22 protein-coding genes are annotated in these 22,549 nt (G+C 70.6%); 16 read left to right on the top strand and 6 right to left on the bottom strand.

Annotated elements, in window-relative coordinates; translation table 11 throughout:
* Position 1 precedes the first annotated feature (1 nt).
* Complete coding sequence (locus tag ACZ67T_RS37980; protein WP_469990487.1) at positions 2-1,117, top strand: LLM class flavin-dependent oxidoreductase; 1,116 nt, start codon at positions 2-4, stop codon at positions 1,115-1,117.
* A complete protein-coding gene (locus ACZ67T_RS37975; RefSeq protein ID WP_469990486.1) occupies positions 1,114-1,713 on the top strand; it encodes an FMN reductase in 600 nt (199 codons plus the stop codon). Before ACZ67T_RS37980 ends, ACZ67T_RS37975 begins: the two co-directional genes overlap by 4 nt.
* Before the next feature lie 29 nt (positions 1,714-1,742).
* Here the strand turns inward: ACZ67T_RS37975 and ACZ67T_RS37970 are convergent, their stop codons facing one another.
* Together ACZ67T_RS37970 and ACZ67T_RS37965 are read right to left on the bottom strand one after the other, a co-directional pair.
* The gene (locus ACZ67T_RS37970) at positions 1,743-3,512 is read right to left on the bottom strand and encodes a hypothetical protein (protein ID WP_469990485.1); all 1,770 of its coding nucleotides are present in this window, start codon (positions 3,510-3,512) and stop codon (positions 1,743-1,745) included.
* Between the two features lie 19 nt (positions 3,513-3,531).
* The gene (locus tag ACZ67T_RS37965) at positions 3,532-4,806 is read right to left on the bottom strand and encodes a glycosyltransferase family 4 protein (protein WP_469990483.1); all 1,275 of its coding nucleotides are present in this window, start codon (positions 4,804-4,806) and stop codon (positions 3,532-3,534) included.
* A gap of 210 nt (positions 4,807-5,016) precedes the next feature.
* On the opposite strand from ACZ67T_RS37965, the gene ACZ67T_RS37960 reads away from it, so the two are divergent.
* Positions 5,017-5,724 carry a response regulator transcription factor gene (locus tag ACZ67T_RS37960; RefSeq protein ID WP_469990514.1) on the top strand — a complete coding sequence of 236 codons (708 nt, stop codon included), beginning with the start codon at positions 5,017-5,019 and terminating at the stop codon, positions 5,722-5,724.
* Positions 5,725-5,726: 2 nt separating this feature from the next.
* A complete protein-coding gene (locus tag ACZ67T_RS37955; RefSeq protein ID WP_469990481.1) occupies positions 5,727-7,196 on the top strand; it encodes a sensor histidine kinase in 1,470 nt (489 codons plus the stop codon).
* Positions 7,197-7,199: 3 nt separating this feature from the next.
* Here ACZ67T_RS37955 and ACZ67T_RS37950 read toward each other — a convergent pair whose 3' ends face one another.
* Positions 7,200-7,799, bottom strand: a complete 600-nt coding sequence (locus ACZ67T_RS37950) for a hypothetical protein (RefSeq protein ID WP_469990479.1) — start codon at positions 7,797-7,799, stop codon at positions 7,200-7,202.
* A 283-nt stretch (positions 7,800-8,082) separates the two neighbouring features.
* Between ACZ67T_RS37950 and hemL the strand changes: the two genes are divergently transcribed.
* The 10 genes from hemL to ACZ67T_RS37900 all read left to right on the top strand — a co-directional run bounded on the left by hemL (position 8,083) and on the right by ACZ67T_RS37900 (position 18,196).
* On the top strand, positions 8,083-9,447 hold the full coding sequence (hemL, locus tag ACZ67T_RS37945) for a glutamate-1-semialdehyde 2,1-aminomutase (protein ID WP_469990477.1): 1,365 nt from the start codon (positions 8,083-8,085) through the stop codon (positions 9,445-9,447).
* Positions 9,444-10,139 carry a histidine phosphatase family protein gene (locus tag ACZ67T_RS37940; protein ID WP_469990476.1) on the top strand — a complete coding sequence of 232 codons (696 nt, stop codon included), beginning with the start codon at positions 9,444-9,446 and terminating at the stop codon, positions 10,137-10,139. Before hemL ends, ACZ67T_RS37940 begins: the two co-directional genes overlap by 4 nt.
* Before the next feature lie 177 nt (positions 10,140-10,316).
* Positions 10,317-11,567 (top strand): polysaccharide deacetylase family protein, encoded by a 1,251-nt coding sequence (locus ACZ67T_RS37935; protein WP_469990474.1) that lies wholly within the window; start codon positions 10,317-10,319, stop codon positions 11,565-11,567.
* Between the two features lie 99 nt (positions 11,568-11,666).
* A complete protein-coding gene (locus tag ACZ67T_RS37930) occupies positions 11,667-12,287 on the top strand; it encodes a TlpA family protein disulfide reductase (protein WP_469990472.1) in 621 nt (206 codons plus the stop codon).
* Positions 12,288-12,293: 6 nt separating this feature from the next.
* Positions 12,294-13,070 carry a cytochrome c biogenesis CcdA family protein gene (locus ACZ67T_RS37925; protein WP_469990470.1) on the top strand — a complete coding sequence of 259 codons (777 nt, stop codon included), beginning with the start codon at positions 12,294-12,296 and terminating at the stop codon, positions 13,068-13,070.
* A gap of 3 nt (positions 13,071-13,073) precedes the next feature.
* On the top strand, positions 13,074-14,774 hold the full coding sequence (resB, locus tag ACZ67T_RS37920) for a cytochrome c biogenesis protein ResB (protein WP_469990468.1): 1,701 nt from the start codon (positions 13,074-13,076) through the stop codon (positions 14,772-14,774).
* Positions 14,771-15,862 (top strand): c-type cytochrome biogenesis protein CcsB, encoded by a 1,092-nt coding sequence (gene ccsB, locus ACZ67T_RS37915; RefSeq protein WP_469990466.1) that lies wholly within the window; start codon positions 14,771-14,773, stop codon positions 15,860-15,862. Before resB ends, ccsB begins: the two co-directional genes overlap by 4 nt.
* A gap of 73 nt (positions 15,863-15,935) precedes the next feature.
* Complete coding sequence (locus ACZ67T_RS37910) at positions 15,936-16,568, top strand: RNA polymerase sigma factor (protein WP_469990512.1); 633 nt, start codon at positions 15,936-15,938, stop codon at positions 16,566-16,568.
* On the top strand, positions 16,565-17,563 hold the full coding sequence (locus ACZ67T_RS37905; RefSeq protein WP_469990464.1) for a CU044_5270 family protein: 999 nt from the start codon (positions 16,565-16,567) through the stop codon (positions 17,561-17,563). Before ACZ67T_RS37910 ends, ACZ67T_RS37905 begins: the two co-directional genes overlap by 4 nt.
* A gap of 84 nt (positions 17,564-17,647) precedes the next feature.
* A complete protein-coding gene (locus tag ACZ67T_RS37900; RefSeq protein WP_469990462.1) occupies positions 17,648-18,196 on the top strand; it encodes an SRPBCC family protein in 549 nt (182 codons plus the stop codon).
* Between the two features lie 15 nt (positions 18,197-18,211).
* Here the strand turns inward: ACZ67T_RS37900 and ACZ67T_RS37895 are convergent, their stop codons facing one another.
* The 3 genes from ACZ67T_RS37895 to ACZ67T_RS37885 are packed head-to-tail and all read right to left on the bottom strand — an operon-like array spanning position 18,212 to position 20,105.
* Positions 18,212-19,195: an isopenicillin N synthase family dioxygenase gene (locus tag ACZ67T_RS37895; RefSeq protein ID WP_469990461.1), complete on the bottom strand. Its 984-nt coding sequence runs from the start codon at positions 19,193-19,195 to the stop codon at positions 18,212-18,214.
* 59 nt (positions 19,196-19,254) lie between these two features.
* A complete protein-coding gene (locus tag ACZ67T_RS37890) occupies positions 19,255-19,713 on the bottom strand; it encodes a nucleoside deaminase (protein WP_469990459.1) in 459 nt (152 codons plus the stop codon).
* A complete protein-coding gene (locus ACZ67T_RS37885) occupies positions 19,710-20,105 on the bottom strand; it encodes a PLD nuclease N-terminal domain-containing protein (protein ID WP_469990457.1) in 396 nt (131 codons plus the stop codon). The genes ACZ67T_RS37890 and ACZ67T_RS37885 overlap by 4 nt, the downstream gene beginning before the upstream one ends.
* 88 nt (positions 20,106-20,193) lie before the next feature.
* On the opposite strand from ACZ67T_RS37885, the gene ACZ67T_RS37880 reads away from it, so the two are divergent.
* Both ACZ67T_RS37880 and mqnP read left to right on the top strand, forming a co-directional pair.
* Positions 20,194-21,645 carry a menaquinone biosynthesis decarboxylase gene (locus ACZ67T_RS37880; protein WP_100597997.1) on the top strand — a complete coding sequence of 484 codons (1,452 nt, stop codon included), beginning with the start codon at positions 20,194-20,196 and terminating at the stop codon, positions 21,643-21,645.
* Complete coding sequence (gene mqnP, locus ACZ67T_RS37875) at positions 21,642-22,544, top strand: menaquinone biosynthesis prenyltransferase MqnP (protein ID WP_469990456.1); 903 nt, start codon at positions 21,642-21,644, stop codon at positions 22,542-22,544. Before ACZ67T_RS37880 ends, mqnP begins: the two co-directional genes overlap by 4 nt.
* The last annotated feature ends 5 nt before the right edge of the window (positions 22,545-22,549 follow it).

The following is a 22,549-nucleotide window of genomic DNA, read 5'->3' as shown; positions in this document are numbered from 1 at the left end:
CATGCAGTTCGGGATCTTCAGCGTCGGTGACGTCACGGCCGATCCGACGACGGGCCGTACGCCGAGTGAGCACGAGCGCATCAAGGCCATGCTCGCCATCGCCCTGAAGGCGGAGGAGGTCGGGCTCGACGTCTTCGCCACCGGCGAGCACCACAACCCGCCCTTCGTGCCGTCGTCGCCGACCACGATGCTCGGCTACCTCGCCGCCCGCACCGAGAACCTGATCCTCTCCACCTCCACGACGCTGATCACCACGAACGACCCGGTGAAGATCGCCGAGGACTTCGCGATGCTCCAGCACGTCGCGGACGGCCGCGTCGACCTGATGATGGGCCGCGGCAACACCGGCCCCGTCTACCCCTGGTTCGGCAAGGACATCCGCGAGGGCATCAACCTCGCTGTCGAGAACTACGCCCTGCTGCGCCGCCTGTGGGACGAGGACGTCGTGACGTGGGAGGGCAAGTTCCGCACGCCGCTGCAGTCCTTCACCTCGACGCCGCGCCCGCTCGACGGGGTCGCGCCCTTCGTGTGGCACGGCTCGATCCGCTCGCCGGAGATCGCCGAACAGGCCGCGTTCTACGGCGACGGGTTCTTCCACAACAACATCTTCTGGCCGATGGAGCACACCAAGCAGATGGTGAACCTCTACCGCCGGCGCTTCGCCCACTACGGGCACGGCGCCCCCGAGCAGGCGATCGTCGGGCTCGGCGGCCAGGTGTTCATGCGCAAGAACTCGCAGGACGCGGTGCGGGAGTTCCGCCCGTACTTCGACAACGCGCCCGTCTACGGACACGGCCCCTCCCTGGAGGACTTCACCTCGCAGACCCCGCTGACCGTGGGATCCCCGCAACAGGTGATCGAGCGCACCCTCGGCTTCCGGGAGCACGTCGGTGACTACCAGCGCCAGCTGTTCCTGATGGACCATGCCGGTCTGCCGCTGAAGACCGTCCTGGAGCAGCTCGACATCCTCGGCGAGGAGGTCGTGCCGGTGCTGCGCAAGGAGTTCGCCAACAGCCGCCCGGCAAACGTGCCGGACGCGCCGACGCACGCCTCGCGCGTCGCGGAGGCGGGGCTGAAGGCTCAGCAGGAGAACGAGAAGGAGGTGCCGTCCGTATGAAGCTCGTCGTCGTGTCGGCGGGGCTGAGCGCCCCGTCGTCGAGCAGGATCCTCGCGGACCGGCTCACGCAGGCGGTGACCTCGCAGGTCGCGGGCGCCGATGCCGAGGTGACCGTCGTCGAACTGCGTGACCTGGCCGTCGAGATCGCGCACAACCTGGTCACCGGGTTCCCCGGGCCCGCCCTCAAGGAGGCGCTCGACGCGGTGGCCGGGGCGGACGGCCTGATCGCCGTGTCGCCGGTGTTCTCGGCCTCGTACAGCGGTCTGTTCAAGTCGTTCTTCGACGTGCTCGACAAGGACGCGCTCACCGGGAAGCCGGTGCTCGTCGGGGCGACCGGCGGCACGCCGCGGCACTCGCTCGTCCTGGAGCACGCGATGCGTCCGCTGTTCGCGCATCTGCGGGCCGTGGTCGTGCCGACCGCCGTGTACGCGGCGTCGCAGGACTGGGGAGCGGAAGGGCTCGAGCAGCGCGTCGAACGGGCGGGCGGTGAGCTCGCGCGGCTCATGACCGGCCTCGCGGCGGCCCGCCCGGCGCCGGTGGAGTGGGGCGACGACGTCATCCCCTTCGAGCGGCAGCTTGCCGCGCTGCGGACGTAGTAAGAAGCTGCGGCCGTAGCAAGAAGAGGTCAAGGGCCCTGCGGGACGGCCGGCGCGAGCCAGGCCGTCCAGCCGCGGGTGTGGGGCAGGGGGTACGGCGTCCAGTCGCGCGCATAGTGCGGTGGGCGCTGTCCCTTTTTCGTGAGGACGGCGGTCGGCACCTTCGCGGCGCGCCGGAGGATGCCCGCGACGGTTGTCGAGACGTTGTTGCCGTCGATCTGGGCGGAGGCGCAGCCCGCGTCGTAGGCGATGGGGAGGGCGCGTGGGCCCGAGACCAGGCAGGGCGGGCGCAGGCCGAGGGTGCGCAGGCTGTCGGCGGCGGCGCGGTAGCGCTGGTTCGTGCCGGCGGTCGCCGCGGTGACCTCGGTCAGGACGGTGGACTGCGAGAGGCACTGCGCCGCGACGATCAGTCCTACGAGGATGAGGGCGCGTCGCGAGGTCAGGCGCGTGACCAGGCTCGCGACCGGCAGGGCGAGGAGCGCGTAGGCCGGGAGCAGGAAGCGCGGGGCCGAGTAGCCGATCATCAGCAGATACGGCACGGCGAGCGCGGCGGCGACGGCCACGGGGAGCGCGGTCGCCAGGAGCCGGCGCTCGCGCGCCGCGTAGGCGAGTGCGGCGGCGCCGAGGACGGGCAGGGCCAGCCACCACAGGGTGAGGCCGGGGGACTGCAGGGTCACCGTGCACGGGCGGCACAACAGGGGGCCGTTGAGGCTGGACCAGGCGTTGTCGAAATTGAGGTGCAGGCCCATGTCGCCCTCGGTGGCGCTCGACACGTGCAGCCGTTCCTGTACGGAGCCGAAGCGGATGTACGCCTCCGCGACCCACTGGGCGAGGCCGATCGCGAGTCCGCCGACCAGGTAGGGCAGGGTGCGGCGGCCGCGGAACAGGGCCGTGGCGATCAGGGGCAGGGCGAGCCAGACGGCGTCCGGAGCGCGGAACAGGGCGGTCACGGCGACGCAGCCCGCGAGCCACCTGTACGCGCGGGGTTCGCGCCGGATCACCGCGCGCAGGAACCAGCCGGTGGCGGCGACCGAGCCGAACGCCACCCAGAGGTTGGGCATGGCCTGCGGCCCGGAGATCTGGGTGATCCACAGCCCCGCGAACAGCAGCGCGGCGAGGGCGGTGGTACGGGCCCCGACGACGGGACGCCATACACGGAACGCGGCGTACAGAGCGGCCGAGGAGAGCAGCGTGAGCGCGATGCGCAGGACGAGCACGGACGGGGTGACCGCGATGAACGGCGCGGTCAGGAAGCTGACGCCACGGGAGCGCGGCGCGCTGAAGAAGGCGGCGGGGACGCGCGGGTCGTACTGCGACACATAGACGGCCTCGTCCCACCCGAGCGCGTGCGCGAACGCCGGCACGACGAGCACGAACTGAACGAGGGCGTAGACGACAGCGACGAGAGCCAGCCAGGGCCTGGCGCGGGGGCGCCGCTTTGGGGCGTCAGATGTGGTGGCGGGGGAGGACGGGGGGTGGGGGATGGCGGTGGCGCCGATGGGGGCGGGGGCGCCGGGGGCCGCTGTGGCGGTTCGGGGGCCGGGCTCGGTGTGTCGGCCGGGGGTGGTGGCCGGGGTGCCGGCCTTGGGCGGGGCTGTGGTGACTGCCGGACTTGTGTCCGGTCGGGCAGTCGTGGCTGCCGTGCCCGGCTGGGGGTCGGGCCGGGGGGCGGGCCGCCGCCGGTTTTGGTCGGCCCGCCTGCCCCGGCCCTCGGTGGCCCGGTCCCGTTTGGCTCCGGGGGCCTTGGGGCCTTGCGGGCGGGCCGGTTCAGGGGTGAGTTGGGTGTCGTTGGTCGTCATGTGCCTTCCCGCTCGTGCGTCACGTGGGGCGTGGGTCCGAGCGGGCGCCGCGCGCGGACGCGGCCCGCGCCGGGCCGTGGGTCGACCGGGCCTTGCGGCGGGCCCATTCGGCCGCGCGTGAGCGCAGCCGTTGCCACGAACGCTGGCGCCGCGTCTCACGGAGTTCGGCGAACAGGAGCTCGTACCGGGCGACGATCGGATCGGGGTCGTAGCGGCGGGCGGACGCGAACGCGGCGCGAGCCATGGCGTGCCGGCGCGGCGCGTCGTGGATGAGGCCGACGACCGCCTCGGAGAGAGCCTGCGCGTCCCCGACCGGCACGAGCAGGCCGTCGGCGCCGTCGGTGATGATCTCGGCGGGGCCGAGCGGCGCGTCGGTGCTGACCACCGGAACCCCGCACCGCATCGCCTCGACGAGCGTCATCCCGAAGGACTCCGCATCTGACGCGGACACCACGATCGAGGCCTTCGCGAACTCCGGCTCGATGGGCGAGCGCGCCCCCATCAGGTGGGCGCGCCCGGTCAGTCCGAGCCCGGCGACGAGATCGCGCAGCTTCGCTTCCTCGGGCCCGCCGCCGTAGATCCGCAGCTGCCACTCGGGCTCCTGCGCGGCGACGGCCGCGAACGCCTCCAGGAGCAGGTCGAAGCGCTTGCCCGGCGCGAGACGCCCGGCGCTCGCGATGACCTTGGCGGCGCCGTCGGACGGCGGGCAGGGTGCCTCCGGCACGATGTTGGGGACCGACAGGACCCGTACGCCCGGCAGGGCCATGCGCGCCCGGTACACCTCGGCGTCCGCCGCGGTCATGGTGACGACGGCGTCGAGGGAGCGGTAGTGGCGGGCGAGCACCGCCCGGAGCTTCTTGCTGTGCGCGTCGTGGCGCAGGTGCTCCTGCCCGATCCGCAGTGCGGTGCGCGGGCCGTACATCGCCAGATAGACGTTGATGCCGGGGCGCGTACCGATCACGACGTCGGCGTCACAGCGCTCCAGGTACTCGCGCACGCGCAGATCATGCAGACGGGTGTACTGCTTGTGCCGCTTCTCGGCGGCGGGAAAGTCCCGCGCGGGCTCCTCGTACGCCGGGTACCGCGTGTCGACGCCGCCGATACGCGTGTCGACGAGTGGGACCAGTGAGACGGCGGGGTCGACCGTGAAGCGCGGCACCTCGCGATGCCGGGACATCGACACGATCTCCACCTCGTGGCCGCCGCGCCCGGCGAGCGCCGAGGCGAGGTTGAGCGTGGTTCGCACGGTCCCGCCGATCGCGTACGCGTTGTGCAGCAGGAACACGATCTTCATGGACAACCCTCCCGGCGGGCGCTGTGCCCGCAACATACGGCGGCAGCCTGGTCCAGCCAGGTAAGCCACCGTTCGCGCCCGGGTGAGATGCAGGTAAGAAGGCGCCGGGCGGGCCCCCGGGCAGGGGGGAGGCCGCCGGTCGAGGGGGGCACACTGGAACGCGTGTCCCCTACCGCTGCGTCCGCCACGCCCCACGCCGCGTCCTCGACCGTGCTGCTCGCCGAGGACGACCGTGCCATCCGCCATGCCCTGGAGCGGGCCCTGACTCTGGAGGGTTACGAGGTCACGGCCGTCGCCGACGGGGTGGAGGCGATCGCGCAGGCGCACCGCAGCGCGCCCGACATCCTCGTCCTGGACGTGATGATGCCGGGCATCGACGGTCTTCAGGTGTGCCGGGTGCTGCGCGCCGAGGGGGACCGCACGCCGATCCTGATGCTGACGGCGCTCGTCGAGACGCCGGACCGGATCGCGGGCCTGGACGCGGGCGCCGACGACTATGTCGTGAAGCCGTTCGACGTGGATGAGGTCTTCGCCCGGCTCCGTGCCCTGCTGCGCCGCAGCGACGGCGCCTCCTCCGATGACGGGAGCGGCGGGCGCGAGGAGTCGCCCGAGCCGGACGGGCAGGTCGTGGCGGCGGACCTCAGAATGGACCCGCAGGCGCGGCGGGCCTGGCGCGGGGAGCGCGAACTGGAGCTCACCCGTACCGAGTTCGACCTCCTGGAGCTGCTCGTGCGCAACGCGGGCATCGTCCTCGACCACGCCACGATCTACGACCGCATCTGGGGCTACGACTTCGGTCCCGGGTCGAAGAACCTCGCCGTCTACGTCGGCTATCTGCGCCGCAAGGTCGACGAACCCGGTGCCACCTCCCTCATCCACACCGTCCGCGGCGTCGGCTACGTGCTGCGGGAGGACTGAGGATGCCGCGTCGCCGCCTGCGCGCGTTCCTGCACGGGCGACCGCGCGCCCGGTCACTGCGGACGACGCTGGCCGTGTCGTTCGCGGCCGTCGCGGCGGCCGTCACCGTCCTGGTCGGTTTCCTCTCCTACGACGCCGCGGCGCGGCTCGTCCGCGTGGACCAGCAGGCCGTGTTCGACGAGGTCGTCACCGATCTGCGGCAGCAGGTGAAGGAGGCCAGGCTCACTCCGTACGACTTCGCGTCGGGGGACCCCGACCACGACGGGCCGCGCGACGACCTGATCCGGCCGGCCCGCACGGACGTCCAGGTGCTCGGGCCCGGCGGCCGGGTCGTCGACCGCGGCAGCCCGCAGCTGCCGGTGAACGCGGCGGACCGGCGCACCGCCGACGAGGCGCACGCCGGTGTGACGGAGAAGGCCGAGGGGGCGGAGAAGGGCGGCTCGCGGCGCGATGTGGAGATCGGCGGGGACGAGTACCGGATGACGGCCGTGTCGCTGGGCGGCGGGCGCGGCGCCGTGCAGGTCGCGCAGGAGTTCAGTGACACGGAGGACCTGCTGCGTGAACTCCAGCAGCGCACGGGCCTGCTGGCGGGTTCCGTGATCGTGGCGGCGGGACTTGTCGGCTGGTGGCTGGCGCGCCGGATCACGGGGCGTCTGGTGAGGCTCGCGGAGGCGGCGGAGGACGTGGCGGGGACGGGGCACCTCGATGTGCGGGTGCCGGTCGCCGGCGGTGACGAGGTGGGCAGCCTGGGGCGCTCCTTCGACCGGATGCTGGGGCGGCTTGCGCGCTCGATGGAGGACCAGCGCCGCCTGGTGCAGGACGCCGGTCACGAACTGCGCACGCCGCTCACCTCACTGCGTACGAACATCTCGCTGCTGCGCCGTATCGAGGACCTGCCGCCCGCCGCCCGCGAGGAGCTGATCGCCGACCTGGCTCAGGAGTCGCGTGAACTGACCGATCTGGTCAACGAGTTGGTGGAGCTGGCCGCGGGCAAGGAGGACGACGAGCCGGTCGTCGAGGTGGCGCTCGCCGAGACCGCGGAGGACACGGCGGTCCTCGCGCGCCGCCGTACGGGCCGCACGATCGCGGTGCGTTCGCGGGGCGACACGGTGGTCCGGGGCCGGCCGGCCTCGCTCCAGCGCGCGGTGTCGAACCTGGTGGAGAACGCCGCCAAGTTCGACCGCGACGGCACGGAGCCGATCGAGATCGTGGTCACGGGAGGCCTCCCGGACGGCGTGCGTGTCGAGGTGCTCGACCGGGGTCCCGGTGTCGCGGACTCGGATCTGGACCGGGTCTTCGACCGCTTCTACCGCGCGCCGGCCGCCCGCAGCCTGCCGGGCTCCGGCCTCGGCCTGTCCATCGTCCAGGAGGTGGCTGCGGCCCACGGGGGCGTGCCGTTCGCGAAGGCGCGTACGGGCGGGGGAGCGGCGATCGGGTTCACGGTGCGGGGTGTGCTGCCCGGCGAGGAGTGAGGGTCAGGGCCAGACGAGGCAGTAGGCCTGGTGTCCCGCGTCGTGCAGCCGGTGGCTGAAGTCCTGCCATTCGTGCAGCAGTTGGTACACGTAGAACGCGTCGCGCGGGCCGCCGCGGTCAGGGACCGTCGACCAGATGAACGCCGCGGCGCCCACGGCCTCCTCGCCGACTCCGCGCAGCGGGTCGACGACCGTCATGGGCAGCTTCACGACCGCGTAGTCGGGATGCAGGACGACCAGTTCCAGCGGGGGGACCTTGTGCAGTGGTATGCCCTCGATGCCGGTGAGGACCATCGCGGCCATCGTCTCCGGCTTGATCTTGGTGAACATGCCGCCCATGCCGAGCTCGTCGCCGCCGAGCTCCTCGGGGCGCATCGAGATGGGGACACGGGCCGCCGTGGCGCCGTCGGGCGCGCCGAAGTATTTGTACGTCACCCCCACCCGGCCACCATTCCTGCTCCCGGTCCCGCCCAGTGCCTGCCCGGCGTCCGCTTCCTCCGCCGGTGCCGCTGCCGCCTCCGCGTCGCGCCGGTGCTTTCCCCGCCGGGCACGCCGGGGGCCCAGATCGTCGGTCCCCTCGCCCAGTCCGCCACCGCGATGCATATCTCCACCCGACTGCTTTTCCAGGGCGCCTCGCCCCTTTTCTAGGCCGCGCGGCCACCACCGCGCAACCCGATCATCGTGTCAGTGACCTCCCCCACGGTCACTCGCCGAAACGTGCGGTGAAACACCTGCGCGGGCCGGGGAGCGAACCCCGTGCCGGCGTGCAGCGTGAACGGTCCGCGAGCGGCCCATCCCCTGGGAGTTTAGGTAGTCGGTTCCCGCCGTGGCCAGAGAAGCAGGGGATGAGCCGGGCTCCGGGGAGCCTGCCCGTACGCTGAGAGGCATGGCAGAGGCGAACAACATCCCCGGGTCCGCGGCGCCGCCGTCGGGCGCGACCGCACCGTATCCCTATGAAGCACCGGTCTCGCAGGGTCTCTTCGACCGTGCGGCCCTCGTGACGCCGGGCGGCGTGAATTCGCCCGTACGCGCGTTCCGTGCCGTGGGCGGTACGCCCCGGTTCATGGTGTCCGGTACCGGTCCGTACCTCACGGATGCCGACGGTCGCGAGTACGTCGACCTCGTCTGCTCCTGGGGGCCGATGATCCTCGGCCATTCCCGTCCCGAGGTCGTCGCGGCCGTCCAGGAAGCCGTCGCGCGCGGCACGTCCTTCGGTACGCCGGGTGAGGGCGAGGTCGCCCTGGCCGAGGAGATCGTCGCGCGGATCGCGCCGGTCGAGCAGGTGCGGCTGGTGTCCAGCGGCACCGAGGCGACCATGTCCGCGATCAGGCTCGCCCGCGGGTTCACCGGACGCGCCAAGGTGATCAAGTTCGCCGGCTGTTACCACGGGCACGTGGACGCGCTGCTCGCCGCCGCGGGTTCGGGTGTGGCGACCTTCGGGCTGCCGGACACCCCGGGTGTCACCGGCGCCCAGGCGGGCGACACCATCGTCGTCCCGTACAACGACCTCGACGCCGTGCGGGCCGCGTTCGCCGCGAACGAGGGCCAGATCGCCTGTGTCATCACCGAGGCGTCGCCGGGCAACATGGGCGTCGTGCCGCCGCTCGCCGGCTTCAACCAGGGACTCGCGGACCTGTGCCGGGCGAACGGCGCGCTGTACATCTCCGACGAGGTCATGACCGGCTTCCGCACGTCGAAGGCCGGCTGGTACGGCGTCGACGGTGTGGTGCCCGACCTGATGACGTTCGGCAAGGTCATGGGCGGTGGCTTCCCGGCCGCCGCGTTCGGTGGCCGCGCGGACGTCATGGGGCACCTCGCCCCGGCCGGACCCGTCTACCAGGCGGGCACGCTGTCCGGGAACCCGGTCGCGACGGCGGCCGGCGTCGCGCAGCTGCGGCTGCTCGACGACGCCGCGTACGCGAAGATCGACGCGGTCTCCGAGCAGCTGCGCACCCTGGTGGGCGCCGCGCTCACGAAGGAGGGCGTCGCGCACCGCGTACAGAGCGCCTCCAACATGTTCTCGGTGTTCTTCACGGAGAACGAGGTACGCAACTACGAGGACGCGAAGGCGCAGGAGTCCTTCCGCTTCACCGCGTTCTTCCACTCGATGCTGGAGCAGGGCGTCTATCTGCCGCCGTCGGCCTTCGAGTCCTGGTTCGTCTCCACTGCCCATGACGAGCGGGCGGTCGAGCGCATCGCCGCCGCGCTCCCCGGTGCCGCGCGCGCGGCTGCGGAGGCCACGCAAGCATGACCACTGCCGGCAAGTCCGACCAGGACATCACCGTCGTCCACGTGATGCGGCACGGAGAGGTGCACAACCCGGAGGGGATCCTGTACGGGCGCCTGCCCGACTACCACCTCTCCGAGCTCGGCCGGCAGATGGCCGACCGGGTCGCAGAGCACCTGTCCTCGCGTGATGTGACCCACGTCGTGGCCTCCCCGCTGGACCGGGCGCAGGAGACGGCGACGCCGATCGCGAAGGCGCACGGGCTCGACCTGGCGACCGACGACCGGCTCATCGAGGCGGGCAACGTCTTCCAGGGCAAGACGTTCGGCGTCGGCGACGGCGCGCTGCGCAAGCCGGAGAACTGGAAGCACCTCGTCAACCCGTTCAAGCCGTCGTGGGGCGAGCCGTACGTCGAGCAGGTCGTGCGGATGATGGGCGCCCTCGACGCAGCGAAGGAAGCGGCGCGCGGTCACGAGGCGGTGTGCGTCAGCCATCAGCTGCCGATCTGGATCGTGCGCAGCTTCGTGGAGAAGCGCCGGCTGTGGCACGACCCGCGCAAGCGGCAGTGCACGCTCGCCTCGCTCACGACGTTCACCTATCGCGGGGACAAGATCGTGTCCGTCGGCTACACGGAGCCCGCGCGCGATCTCGTGCCCGCCCATCTCCTCGCGGGTGCCAAGCCCGTGAAGGGGAAGGACAAGGCGTTCGGCGCGTAGCGCCTTCGGTCCTGAGCACCTTCGGTCCGGAGCGGATTCGGCACCCGGAACATACGGCGCAAAGCCGTCGGCATTGCCCAACTTTGTTCTCCGTGCCGGAACCGCAGTGTTCGTCGCGCCCTCTAAGGGAGTGCCCGTCTCGTACGGGAACGGGGCGCGACGAATGGGGACCAGGCAATGCCGGACATCACACGAAGGGGACTGATCGGGCTCGGAGCGGGGGCGGCGGCCGCCGCGCTCGCCGGGTGCGGTACCAGGAACGGGCAAGGTGGCGAGGGGTCCGTGCCGCCGGGCGGCAAGGGTGAGGGCGGCCCCGGTAAGCCCGCCAAGCCCGACAAGCCCGCGGCCCGGCCGATCGGCGACGGCTCGACGTCGTACACCGGCAGGCAGCCGAACCAGCCGGGCAAGCCCGTCCCCCTCGAACCCGGCGAGACGCCGCCGCAGTTCGTGATCTTCTCCTGGGACGGCGCGGGCGAGGTCGGCAACGGCCTCTTCCCGCGCTTCCTCGAACTGGCCGAGAACCATGGCGCGCACATGACGTTCTTCCTCTCCGGCCTCTATCTGCTGCCGGAGTCGAAGAAGCGGCTCTACCGCCCGCCGAACAACGGGGTCGGCGCCTCCGACATCGGTTATCTCACCGATGCCCACATCGAGGAGACGCTGAAGTGCGTCCGCCAGGCCTGGCTGGAAGGCCATGAGATCGGCACGCACTTCAACGGCCACTTCTGCGCGGGCACCGGCACCGTCGCCAACTGGACCCCGGCGCAGTGGCGCAGCGAGATCGACCAGGCCAAGTCGTTCGTCAAGGAGTGGCGCACGAACACGGGCCGGCACGACCTGCCCTCGCTGCCCTTCGACTACGAGAAGGAACTCGTCGGCGGCCGCACGCCCTGTCTGCTCGGCCAGGACAATCTGCTGCCCACGGCCCGCGAGCTCGGCTGGCGCTATGACGCCTCCTCGCCGGGCGGCCGGCAGCGCTGGCCCTGCAAGCGCGGCGGGGTGTGGGATCTGCCGCTGCAGGCCGTGCCGTTCCCCGGGCGCAGCTTCGAGGTCCTCTCGATGGACTACAACATGCTGGCCAATCAGTCGGTGAACACGACCAGGGCACCCGCCTACAACTACCCGCGCTGGCGCAAGCAGTCGGCCGAGGCCTACATAGCCGGCTTCAACCGGGCATACGAGACGAACCGGGCGCCGTTCTTCATAGGCAACCACTTCGAGGAGTGGAACGGCGGGATCTATATGGACGCCGTCGAAGAGGCACTCAAGCACATAGCCGGCCAGAAGGACGTACGCCTCGTCTCCTTCCGGCAGTTCGTCGACTGGCTGGACGTCCAGGACCCGAAGGTCCTCGACAAGCTGCGCTCGCTCGACGTCGGAGTGCGCCCCGACGGCGGCTGGAAGAGCTATCTGAAAGCCGCGGCGTGAGCCTCGCGCAGCGCCCTGAATGACCCCTCCTGAAATGGGGTTTTCCGTACGCAAGGGGGGTGCGGAAGATCCCCTAAACAGACATGCGAAACTTTTCACATGAGTGCCGACTGCCGCGTTTCCCCCCTCGCTGCATCCAAGCGCCGTACCGCCCTCCTCGCCGCGGGAGCCGCGGTCGCCGCGCTGACGCTCTCCGCATGCAGCTCCGGCGGAACGTCGGGCGGCGGCAACAACACCAACTTCGTGACGAACTCCGGCGGCATCTCCACCGTCGACAAGGGCGACCGGCACGACGCCCCGAAGCTGGACGGCAAGGACCTGGAGGGCAAGCCCCTCGACCTCGCCGACTACAAGGGCAAGGTCATCGTGCTGAACGTGTGGGGCTCCTGGTGCCCGCCGTGCCGCGCCGAGGCCAACTACTTCGCCAAGGTCGCGAACGAGACCAAGGGCAAGGACGCCCAGTTCATCGGGATCAACACCCGTGATCCGCAGACCGAACCGGCCCTCCAGTTCGAGAAGGACCACAACATCCCGTACCCGAGCTTCTACGACCCCTCGGGAAAGCTGATGCTGCGGTTCGACAAGGGCACCCTCAACCCGCAGTCCATCCCGTCCACGCTCGTCATCGACCGCGACGGCAAGATCGCCGCCCGCTCGCTGCGCGCGCTCAGCGAGGACAAGCTGCGCAAGATGGTCGACCCCGTGATCGCGGAGAAGTGAGCGACGGTGCACGTCACGCTCACCGCTCTCGCCGCTGAAGGCGGAGTGAGCAACACCGTCGAGAGCGGTACGCTCCTGCTCGCTCTGCCGATCGCCGTGCTCGGCGGTCTCCTCTCGTTCTTCTCGCCCTGCGTCCTGCCTCTCGTGCCCGGCTACCTGTCCTACGTGACAGGGGTCAGCGGCACCGACCTGGCCGACGCGCGGCGCGGCCGGATGGCGCTCGGCGCCGGACTCTTCGTCCTCGGCTTCACCGCCGTCTTCGTCTCCGGCGGGGCCCTCTTCGGCTACTTCGGCGAGACGCTCCAGGAGTACCAGGACACCCTCACCAAGATCCTCGGTGTCCTGATGGTCCTCATGGGGATCTTTTTCATGGGCATGATGCCCTGGCTCACGCAGCGCGAATTCCGCTTCCACAAGCGGCCGGTGACCGGGCTGATCGGTGCCCCGGTGCTCGGCGCCCTGTTCGGCATCGGCTGGACCCCCTGCATCGGTCCGACGCTCGCCTCCGTGACCGCCCTGTCGTTCAACGAGGCGAGCGCGGGGCGCGGGGCCATACTGACCGTTGCGTACTGCGCCGGGCTCGGTGTCCCCTTCGTGCTCGCCGCGGTCGCCTTCCGCAAGGCGCTCGGTGCCTTCGGCTGGGTCAAGAAGCACTACGCCTGGGTGATGCGGATCGGCGGCATCATGATGATCTTTACCGGAGTGCTGCTGCTCACAGGAGCCTGGGACACCCTCGTCCAGCAGATGCAGACCTGGTCCAACGGCTTCACGGTGGGAATCTGATCCATGAGCACGACTGAATCCGGCAAGACCGGCGAGGTGCGCGGCGACGAGCTCGGCGCGGCCGGCTCGCACCTGTCCACCGCTCCGCAGGAGGACCGCGACCCGACCCTGCCCCGGCTGGGCGTCATCGGCTGGATCCGCTGGTTCTGGCGGCAGCTCACCTCGATGCGCGTCGCGCTGATCCTGCTCTTCATGCTCTCGCTCGGGGCGATCCCCGGCTCGCTGATCCCGCAGTCCGGGGTCGACGAGATGAAGGTGCAGACGTTCAAGGACGCGCACACGACGGTCGCGCCGGTCTACGACAAGCTGGGTCTGTTCCACGTCTACAGCTCGGTGTGGTTCTCCGCGATCTACATCCTGCTGTTCATCTCCCTCATCGGCTGCATCGTCCCGCGCACCTGGCAGTTCGTCGGGCAGCTGCGCGGCCGCGCCCCGGGCGCACCCAAGCGCTTCACGCACCTGCCCGCGTCCGCGACCTGGCGCACCGACGCCGAGCCCGAGCAGGTCCGCGCGGCGGCCCTCGAGATCCTCCGCAAGCGCCGCTTCCGCGCCCACGTCTCCGGTGACTCCGTCGCCTCCGAGAAGGGCTATCTGCGCGAGGCCGGCAACCTGGTCTTCCACATCGCGCTGATCGTGATGCTGATCGCCTTCGCCTGGGGCCAGCTCTTCAAGTCCGAGGGCGGCAAGCTGATGGTCGAGGGTGACGGAGGCTTCTCCAACGCCCTGCCGATGTACGACGACTTCAAGTCGGGCAACCTCTTCAACTCCGACACCGATCTGACGCCGTTCAGCTTCCAGCTCGACAAGTTCGACGGGACGTACGAGCGCAACGGGCCGAACCAGGGGAGCCCGCGCGTCTACCGCGCCAACGTGACCTACAGCGTCGGCGCGACCGGCAAGGAGCAGAAGACCGCGATCCAGGTCAACGAGCCCCTTGAGATCAACGGCACCAAGGTCTACCTCAACGGCCACGGCTACGCGCCCACCGTCACCGTCCGGGACGGCCGCGGCAAGATCGTCTCCCGGCAGGCCGTGCCACTGCTGCCCATCGACTCGAACGTCACCTCCACCGGTGCCATCAAGGTCATGGACGGCTACCGCGACAAGAACGGCAAGCGGGAACAGCTCGGCTTCAACGCCTTCTTCGTGCCGACCTTCGCGGGGTCCGGGAAGGGCAACATGTTCTCCCAGTTCCCCGCGCTCGACTATCCGGTCCTCGCGCTGTCCGCGTACCACGGAAGCCTGGGTGTCGACTCCGGTATCCCGCAGAACGTGTACCAACTGGACACCTCCAAGATGAAGAAGTTCACGGACTCGAAGGGGGAGCTGCTCAAGACGCGGCTGCGGCCCGGCGAGACCATGAAGCTTCCGAACGGTGCCGGGTCGATCACGTTCGACAAGGACATCAAGCAGTGGGCGAGCTTCCAGATCACCCATCAGCCCGGCGACGGCTGGGCCCTCGCCGGAGCGCTCGCCGCCATCGCGGGCCTCGCCGGCTCCCTGTTCATCCAGCGCCGCCGCGTCTGGGTCCGGGCGACGCCCGGGGCCGACGGAGTCACCGTCGTCGAGATGGGCGGTCTCGGCCGCAGTGAGTCCTCGAAGGTGGCCGAAGAGCTCGGCGACCTGGCCGCACACCTCCACGAACAGGCGCCCAGCGCCGCCGATCCCCAACCTGCTGTTCCTGCCGAAGGGGCTGAGAAGTGAATCTCGCCGCCGCAACCAACGAGAATCTCGCGCACATCAGCAATGTGCTGATCTACTCGTCGATGGCCGTGTACCTCCTGGCCTTCTTCGCGCACATGGCCGAGTGGCTCTTCGGCAGCCGCAGCAAGGTCGGCCGCACCGCTGCCGCGCTGACGCAGAAGGCCACCGCGCAGGCCACGGCCGGCTCCGTGAAGGTGCAGGTCAAGGAGAAGAACGGCGGCACCGCCGTCCTGGAGCGGCCCAGTGTCGTCACGCGCGCCGTCTCCGGCACGCGTGACGTGCCGGACGGCCCCGGCGCCTCCGGCGGCGACGAGCAGGGCGACCTCTACGGCCGTATCGCGGTGTCCCTCACCGTGCTCGCGTTCCTCGTGGAGGCGAGCGGTGTGCTCACCCGCGCGCTCTCCGTGCAGCGCGCGCCGTGGGGCAACATGTACGAGTTCAACATCACCTTCTCCACCGTCGCAGTCGCCGTGTACCTCGGCCTGCTCGTGGCGAAGAAGAACATCGGCTGGCTCGGCCTCCCGCTGGTCACCACGGTCCTCCTCGATCTCGGCCTCGCTGTCACTGTCTTGTACACCGCCAGCGACCAGTTGGTTCCCGCCCTTCACTCGTACTGGCTGTACATCCACGTCTCCACGGCGATCTTCTGCGGCGCGGTGTTCTACGTCGGCGCGGTCAGCACGCTGCTCTACCTGTTCCGCGACTCGTACGAGAACAAGCTGGCGAACGGCGGCAAGCCCGGGAAGTTCGCGACCTCCGTCATGGAGCGCCTGCCCGCCGCGGCCTCGCTCGACAAGTTCTCCTACCGCGTGAACGCGGCCGTCTTCCCGCTGTGGACGTTCACGATCATCGCGGGCGCGATCTGGGCCGGCGACGCGTGGGGCCGTTACTGGGGCTGGGACCCCAAGGAGACCTGGTCGTTCATCACCTGGGTCGCGTACGCCTGCTACCTGCACGCCCGCGCGACCGCCGGATGGAAGGGCCGCAAGGCCGCCTACCTGGCCCTCATCGCGTTCGCCTGCTGGCTGTTCAACTACTACGGCGTAAATATCTTCGTCACCGGTAAACACTCCTACGCCGGCGTCTGACACCGCGGCAGCCCACGACGGCCGGTTCCCATGTGACGTGAGTCACGGGAACCGGCCTTCGTCGTACGGACAGATGGGGGGCGTGAAGAAGAATCAGGGGGCACATCAAGCACGCAGAACCCGGGTGAGGGACGGTGACGCCGACGCGTTCGGCGAGCTCTTCGACGCCTACGCCCGATCCGTCTACAACCACGCCTACAGCCTGACCGGCGACTGGTCGACCGCCGAGGAAGTCGTCTCGCTGACCTTCCTCGAAGCGTGGCGGCTGCGCGACAGGGTCGAGCCCGAGGGCGGCTCGCTGCGGCCCTGGCTGCTCGGCGGCGCCACGAACGTCACGCGCAACCTGCGCCGCGCCACCCGCAGACACGCCGCCGCGGTCTCCCGCCTCCCGCGCGCGGAAGCCGAGGCCGACTTCGCCGACGACGTCGCGGGACGCATCGACGACCAGACCCGCATAGCCCTCGTCCACACCGCGCTGGCGACACTGCGGCGCCCCGAACGCGAGGTGCTCGCCCTGTGCGTCTGGTCGGGCCTCGACCACCCGACCGCCGCCAGGGCGCTCGGCGTCCCCGCCGGCACGGTCCGCTCCCGGCTTTTCAGAGCCCGCGCGAAACTCGCCCGCGCCATGGAACTCCCGCCTCCCGACGGACAGATGAAAGGCGGCCACGCTCCCGTGGCCGGGCCCATGCAGGAGGGAAACCGATGAACACGCTTCCTGAGAAGGACCTTCCGCCGGGCCAGCACCGACTCCTCAAGGAGCATCTGATGACCGAGATCCGGGAGACCGAAGCACCCGCGCGGGCACCGCGTCGCCGGAACTGGCCGCGGCCCGCGGTCGCCGCCGTTGCCGTGGCGACCGCGGCGGCCGTCACCTTCGTCGCGCTGCCGTCGGACGGCGCGGGCGCCCCGCCGCCGACCAAGGAGGCCGTGGCGCTCCTGGAGGACGTCGCGCTCGCCGCCGAGCGCGCCGATACGCCCGCCCGCATCCGCGACGACCAGTTCGTCTACGTCGACAGCCTCGTGTCGTACTCGCAGAGCGGCGAGGGCATGAAGACGAGCATTCCGCCGCTGCACCGGCTCGAGACCTGGCAGTCCGTGGACGGCACCCGCAAGGGACTCGTACGCGAGAAGGGCCGAGGCCAGTGGGCGACCGAAACCGGGCCGGTCCCGGGCACGCCCGGCTACGAGACGTCCACCGGCTACCGGCACCTGGCCACCCTGCCCACCGACCCCGACGCGATGCTGCGCCGGCTGCGCGCAGCGGCCCCCGAGCGCAGCGGCCGGAAGGCCGACCAGGCCATGTTCGTGCTGGTCGGCGACCTGATCAGGGATGCGCTCGTGCCGCCGGAGGTGGGCGCCGCGCTCTACCGGGCCGCCGCCAGGATCCCCGGCGTGACCGTGGTGAAGGGCGTGAAGGACGCCGCGGGCCGGCCCGGGATCGCCGTGGCCCGCAAGGACCCCGACAACCCCAGCCGCGACGAGTGGATCTTCGACGTGAAGACCCACGAGTTCCTGGGCGAGCGCACCGTCGCCACCGAAGCCTGGTCGGGCGGGGTGAAGAAGGGCCAGGTCACGAGCAATACGGCGGTCGTGAACCGGGCCGTCGTCGACAAGCCGGGGCAGCGGCCCCAGGGCTTTTGGTTTGGATATGACCCCGCTCCCTGGTCCGGCCTGATCCACCCGCTCCCCGGTCCGGCCTGATCCGAACGAAAGGCCCTGGGTACGAGGGCAGCGGATCCGGTCCGTACGGGTGCGCGAAGCGCGCGGGCGCGCCAGCCTGGAGGTATGACCGAATCCAGCCACCCCACCGAGCCCGCGGCACCTGCCACACCCGTCGCGCCCGGCACGAGCCGGACCGCGGGTCACACCCACACCCTGCACTTCACGATCCCTCTTCCGCACCCTGTGGAGGAGGTCTGGGCGGCGGTGGCCACCCCGGAGGGTCTGCCGGGGTGGCTGGCCGCCGCCGATGTGCTGGAACCACGGCTCGGCGGCGCGGTCACGCTGCGGTGGCTCAACAACGGGCGCGCCCACCAGGGCCGGGTCACCGCGTGGGACGGCGAGCGCGTCGCCGAGTACACGTTCGAAGGCGGGCACGGCCGGATGCGCTTCCACTTGGAGCCGACGGCCCCCGACGCGACGACCCTGCGGTTCACCGGCGAGATCGACGGCGACGACGCGGCGCGCCTGGACTATCTGGCCGCCTGGCACGACCACTTCGAGCACTTGGCCGCCGCGCTCGACGGGCGACCGACGGACGAGCGGGCCTGGGCGGCCTGGACCCCGGCCCGCTGGCAGCAGCTCAGGGACGGTTATCTCGAGGCTCCACAGTGATCTGGCCCCCAGTGATCAAGACTCCACAGTGATCGCGTCCAGCTTCGCCCGCAGATACGTGTGCGAGTCGACCGGCTCGTGCGCGACCCGGCCCTTCGGCGCGGGAACGGAGCTGACGGTCGTGCGTGGGTCGCACTCGTAGAAGTAGACGAGCGACATCAGCTCCTCGGCGGGCAGGTCGGCCGGGGGCGGCAGGACGCGGTGGCGGCCGGAGCGCCAGCGGTCGCCGGTCCAACGCGCCATCAGGTCACCGATGTTGACGGTGAACGAGTCCGGGTCGAAGGGCGCGTCCTCCCAGCCGCCCTCGTCGGTGTAGACCTGGAGCCCGCCCCTGCCGGCCTGCCGGTCGAGGACCGTGACGGTCCCGAAGTCGGTGTGCGGGCCGATGCGGAACTGGCCCTCCTCGGGCGCGCCCACGACGTCCGTGCCCGGGTACCAGTTGATGTTGAAGCCCCAGGTGGGGTGCGCGGTGTGCCGGGTGAAGAAGTCCTCCTCCTCGCCGAGCGCGACCGCGAGGAGTTCGAGCAGCAGGTCGGACAGCTCCCGCATCCGCCCGAGATACGTCTCGACGAGCGCGCGCAGCTCGGGCGTCTCGGCGGGCCAGGTGTTGGGCAGGAACCACTCCGCGTCGATCTCCGCGTCCCCGGTGGGCAGCTCGGAGGCGTACGACAGGGACTCCTTGAGGTCGGGCGGGGTCTCGGTGCCCTCCGCGTGGCCGTTCGCCTCGGCGCCGGGGCCCAGCCAGCCGCGCCCGCCCACCTTCACGGCGTACGGCTCCTTCACCGCGGGCGGCAGCCGGAAGAAGCCGCGGGCCGCCTCCCGGATCCGGGAACGCAGGCCCGGGTCCACGCCGTGCCCTGTGACCAGCAGGAATCCGGCGGTCTGCAGTGCCTCGTCGACGGTACGGGCGATCTCGGCCCGCGCGTCGGGGCCGCCCGTGTGCCAGGGCCGCAGATCGATCGTGGGGATACGGGGCTGCGGCGTAGGGGGCTGCGTCATGCCCCCACTGTGGACGTGGCGCAGCACCTGGGCAATGACGCCTGACCGGCCGGAGCCGCCTACTCGCCGATGTCCTCGTGCCACAGCTCGGGGCGGGCCGCGATGAACTCCTCCATCATGGCGACGCACCCGGGGTCGTCGAGGACCACGATCTCCACGCCGTGCTCGGCCAGCCAGTCGTGCCCGCCGTGGAACGTCCGCGCCTCACCGACGACGACCCGCGAGATGCCGAACTGCCGCACCAGACCGGAGCAGTACCAGCACGGCGAGAGCGTCGTCACCATCGTCGTGCCCTTGTACGAGCGCTGCCGGCCCGCGTTGCGGAAGGCGTCGGTCTCGCCGTGCACGGACGGATCCGCATCCTGCACACGGCGGTTGTGCCCGCGCCCGAGGACCTTCCCGTCCGCCGAGTAGAGGGCCGCGCCGATCGGGATGCCGCCCTCGGCGAGCCCCGCCCGCGCCTCCTCGACGGCCGTGGCCAGCCAGGTCCGCGCCAGTTCGGGGTCGAAGGCGCTCACGCCTGCTCGCCGCCCTGTTCGCGCTCGCGCTTCTTGAGCTCCTCCTCGCGGCGGCGCAGATCGGCCTCCCAGTCCTTGAGGAGCGCCTCGTCCTTCTTGTTCTCCTCGCGCAGGGAGTGCAGGAACTCGGGGTTGTCGTCGGGCGCGACGAAGGGGGTGCGGTGGCTGCGGTGCCACTCGGACGGTGTCGAGCCGTTCGCGGGCGCGTGCCGCTGCCTGCCCGCGACGAGCCAGGCGATCGGGCCGACGAGCACCTCGCCGAAGAGCAGGATGATGATGACCCACACGACCTTCGGCAGGCCCCTGACCTCCTCCTCCGGAGTGTTCAGGCAGTCGATGAAGGCGTAGATCCACAACGCCAGTACCAACAGGAACGGCAAGTAGCGGAGCATGGTGTCGCGATCCCCCAAGGAGCGGCGTGGGGCCGACGCAGGCCCCCGGTGACCGGGTCAGGGTAGCCGGTGCTCGATACTGGGACGCATGGCTTACGACGATCTTCGCTCCCTCCTGCGGGCGCTGGAGCGCGAGGGTGACCTCAAGCGCATCAAGGCCGAGGTCGACCCCTATCTGGAGGTCGGTGAGATCGTCGACCGGGTGCAGAAGTCCGGCGGCCCCGCTCTCCTCTTCGAGAACGTGCGCGGCTCCTCGATGCCGCTCGCGATGAATGTGTACGGGACCGACCGGCGCCTGCTCAAGGCGCTCGGCCTCAAGTCCTACGAGGAGATCAGCGACAAGATCGGCGGCCTGCTGCGCCCCGAGCTGCCGCACGGTTTCGTGGGCGTGCGTGAGGCGTTCGGCAAGCTCGGCTCGATGGTGCACGTGCCGCCGAAGAAGGTGAAGGACGCTCCGGTGCAGGAGGTCGTCCTGCGCGGCGACGACGTGGACCTGGACCAGCTTCCGGCCCTGTTCACCTGGCCCGAGGACGGCGGCTCCTTCTTCAACCTCGGCCTCACGCACACCAAGGACCCCGAGAGCGGCATCCGCAACCTCGGGCTCTACCGGCTCCAGCGCCACGACCGGCGCACCATCGGCATGCACTGGCAGATCCACAAGGACAGCCGCAACCACTACCAGGTGGCCGCCAGGAAGGGCGAGAAGCTGCCGGTCGCGATCGCCTTCGGCTGCCCGCCCGCCGTGACGTACGCGTCGACGGCGCCGCTGCCCGGGGACATCGACGAGTACCTCTTCGCCGGGTTCATCCAGGGCAAGCGGATCGAGATGGTCGACTGCAAGACGGTGCCGCTCCAGGTGCCGGCGAACGCCGAGGTCGTCCTCGAGGGCTGGCTGGAGCCCGGGGAGATGCTCCCCGAGGGCCCGTTCGGCGACCACACCGGTTTCTACACGCCGCAGGAACCCTTCCCCGCGCTGACGATCGACTGCGTGACGATGCGGAAGCGTCCGCTGCTGCAGTCCATCGTGGTGGGCCGCCCGCCGACGGAGGACGGTCCCCTCGGCCGGGCCACGGAGCGCTTCTTCCTGCCGCTCCTCAAGATCATCGTGCCGGACATCGTGGACTACCACCTGCCCGAGTCGGGCGGCTTCCACAACTGCGCGATCGTCTCGATCGACAAGAAGTACCCGAAACACGCGCAGAAGGTGATGCACGCCGTGTGGGGCGCCCACATGATGTCGCTGACCAAGCTGATCGTGGTCGTCGACTCGGACTGCGACGTGCACGATCTGCACGAGGTCGCGTGGCGGGCGCTCGGGAACACGGACTACGCCCGTGACCTGACCGTCGCCGAGGGTCCCGTCGACCACCTCGACCACGCGTCGTACCAGCAGTTCTGGGGCGGCAAGGCGGGCATCGACGCGACGAAGAAGTGGCCCGAGGAGGGCTACACGCGGGACGGCGGCTGGCCCGAGATGGTGCTGTCCGACCCGCAGACGGCGGCGACGGTCGACCGCCGCTGGAAGGAGTACGGCCTGTGACCAGCGCTTCCGCCGCGATCCCGCAGCCGGGCCGCACCAAGGCGTTCCTGCGGCTCGTCATGATCGAGCACTCGGTGTTCGCTCTGCCCTTCGCGTACATCGCGGCGCTCACCGCGATGTTCCGCATGGACGGGAACATCCACTGGTGGCGGCTGCTGCTCGTGACGATCGCGATGGTCGGTCTGCGCACGTTCGCGATGGCCGCGAACCGGATCATCGACCGCGAGATCGACGCCCGTAACCCGAGGACCGCGCACCGCGAACTCGTCACGGGCGCGATGTCCGTGAAGTCCGCCTGGACCGGCGCGCTCATCGCGCTCGTCGTCTTCCTCGGCGCGGCCGCCCTGCTCAACCCGCTGTGCCTGGCGCTCGCGCCCATCGCGGTGATCCCGATGGTCGTCTATCCGTACGGCAAGCGGTTCACGAACTTCCCGCAGGCCATCCTGGGTCTCGCTCAGGCGATGGGGCCGGTCGGCGCCTGGCTGGCGATCACCGGCGAGTGGTCGTGGGACGCGGTGATCCTCGGGCTCGCGGTCGGCATCTGGATCGGCGGCTTCGACCTCATCTACGCCTGCCAGGACGTGGAGACGGACCGTGAGGTCGGCGTGATGTCGGTGCCGGCCCGCTTCGGAATCCCGGCGGCGATCTGGGGAGCGCGCGGCTGCCACACGCTCACCACGGCGCTGTTCGTCTGGTACGCGCTCGCCACGGACGCGGGTGCGTTCTTCTGGCTCGGCCTCGCCGTCGTCGCGGGTGCCTTCCTCTACGAGCACACGATCGTGCGGCCGCGCGACCTGTCCCGGCTCAACCGGGCCTTCTTCCAGGTCAACGGCTTTATCGGGATCGCCCTGTTCGTGTGCGCGCTGCTCGACCTCCTCGTGCGCGGCCTGACTGTCTGACCGCG

It is taken from the genome of Streptomyces sp. NPDC107517 (genome assembly GCF_055582645.1).
The sequence above is the reverse complement of the archived record's forward strand: the minus strand, read 5'-3'. Positions and strand labels throughout refer to the sequence as shown.

What these genes read in the sequence shown, in the direction of transcription:
- ACZ67T_RS37970 (WP_469990485.1), bottom strand. Translation starts at nt 3,512, where the DNA reads ATGACGACCAACGACACCCAACTCACCCCTGAACCGGCCCGCCCGCAA.
- ACZ67T_RS37965 (WP_469990483.1), bottom strand. Translation starts at nt 4,806, where the DNA reads ATGAAGATCGTGTTCCTGCTGCACAACGCGTACGCGATCGGCGGGACC.
- ACZ67T_RS37910 (WP_469990512.1), top strand. Translation starts at nt 15,936, where the DNA reads ATGGGGGGCGTGAAGAAGAATCAGGGGGCACATCAAGCACGCAGAACC.
- hemL (WP_469990477.1), top strand. Translation starts at nt 8,083, where the DNA reads ATGGCAGAGGCGAACAACATCCCCGGGTCCGCGGCGCCGCCGTCGGGC.
- ACZ67T_RS37955 (WP_469990481.1), top strand. Translation starts at nt 5,727, where the DNA reads ATGCCGCGTCGCCGCCTGCGCGCGTTCCTGCACGGGCGACCGCGCGCC.
- ACZ67T_RS37950 (WP_469990479.1), bottom strand. Translation starts at nt 7,799, where the DNA reads ATGCATCGCGGTGGCGGACTGGGCGAGGGGACCGACGATCTGGGCCCC.
- resB (WP_469990468.1), top strand. Translation starts at nt 13,074, where the DNA reads ATGAGCACGACTGAATCCGGCAAGACCGGCGAGGTGCGCGGCGACGAG.
- ACZ67T_RS37900 (WP_469990462.1), top strand. Translation starts at nt 17,648, where the DNA reads ATGACCGAATCCAGCCACCCCACCGAGCCCGCGGCACCTGCCACACCC.
- ACZ67T_RS37885 (WP_469990457.1), bottom strand. Translation starts at nt 20,105, where the DNA reads ATGCTCCGCTACTTGCCGTTCCTGTTGGTACTGGCGTTGTGGATCTAC.
- ACZ67T_RS37935 (WP_469990474.1), top strand. Translation starts at nt 10,317, where the DNA reads ATGCCGGACATCACACGAAGGGGACTGATCGGGCTCGGAGCGGGGGCG.
- ACZ67T_RS37895 (WP_469990461.1), bottom strand. Translation starts at nt 19,195, where the DNA reads ATGACGCAGCCCCCTACGCCGCAGCCCCGTATCCCCACGATCGATCTG.
- ACZ67T_RS37930 (WP_469990472.1), top strand. Translation starts at nt 11,667, where the DNA reads ATGAGTGCCGACTGCCGCGTTTCCCCCCTCGCTGCATCCAAGCGCCGT.
- ACZ67T_RS37880 (WP_100597997.1), top strand. Translation starts at nt 20,194, where the DNA reads ATGGCTTACGACGATCTTCGCTCCCTCCTGCGGGCGCTGGAGCGCGAG.
- ACZ67T_RS37980 (WP_469990487.1), top strand. Translation starts at nt 2, where the DNA reads ATGCAGTTCGGGATCTTCAGCGTCGGTGACGTCACGGCCGATCCGACG.
- ACZ67T_RS37940 (WP_469990476.1), top strand. Translation starts at nt 9,444, where the DNA reads ATGACCACTGCCGGCAAGTCCGACCAGGACATCACCGTCGTCCACGTG.
- ACZ67T_RS37905 (WP_469990464.1), top strand. Translation starts at nt 16,565, where the DNA reads ATGAACACGCTTCCTGAGAAGGACCTTCCGCCGGGCCAGCACCGACTC.
- ACZ67T_RS37975 (WP_469990486.1), top strand. Translation starts at nt 1,114, where the DNA reads ATGAAGCTCGTCGTCGTGTCGGCGGGGCTGAGCGCCCCGTCGTCGAGC.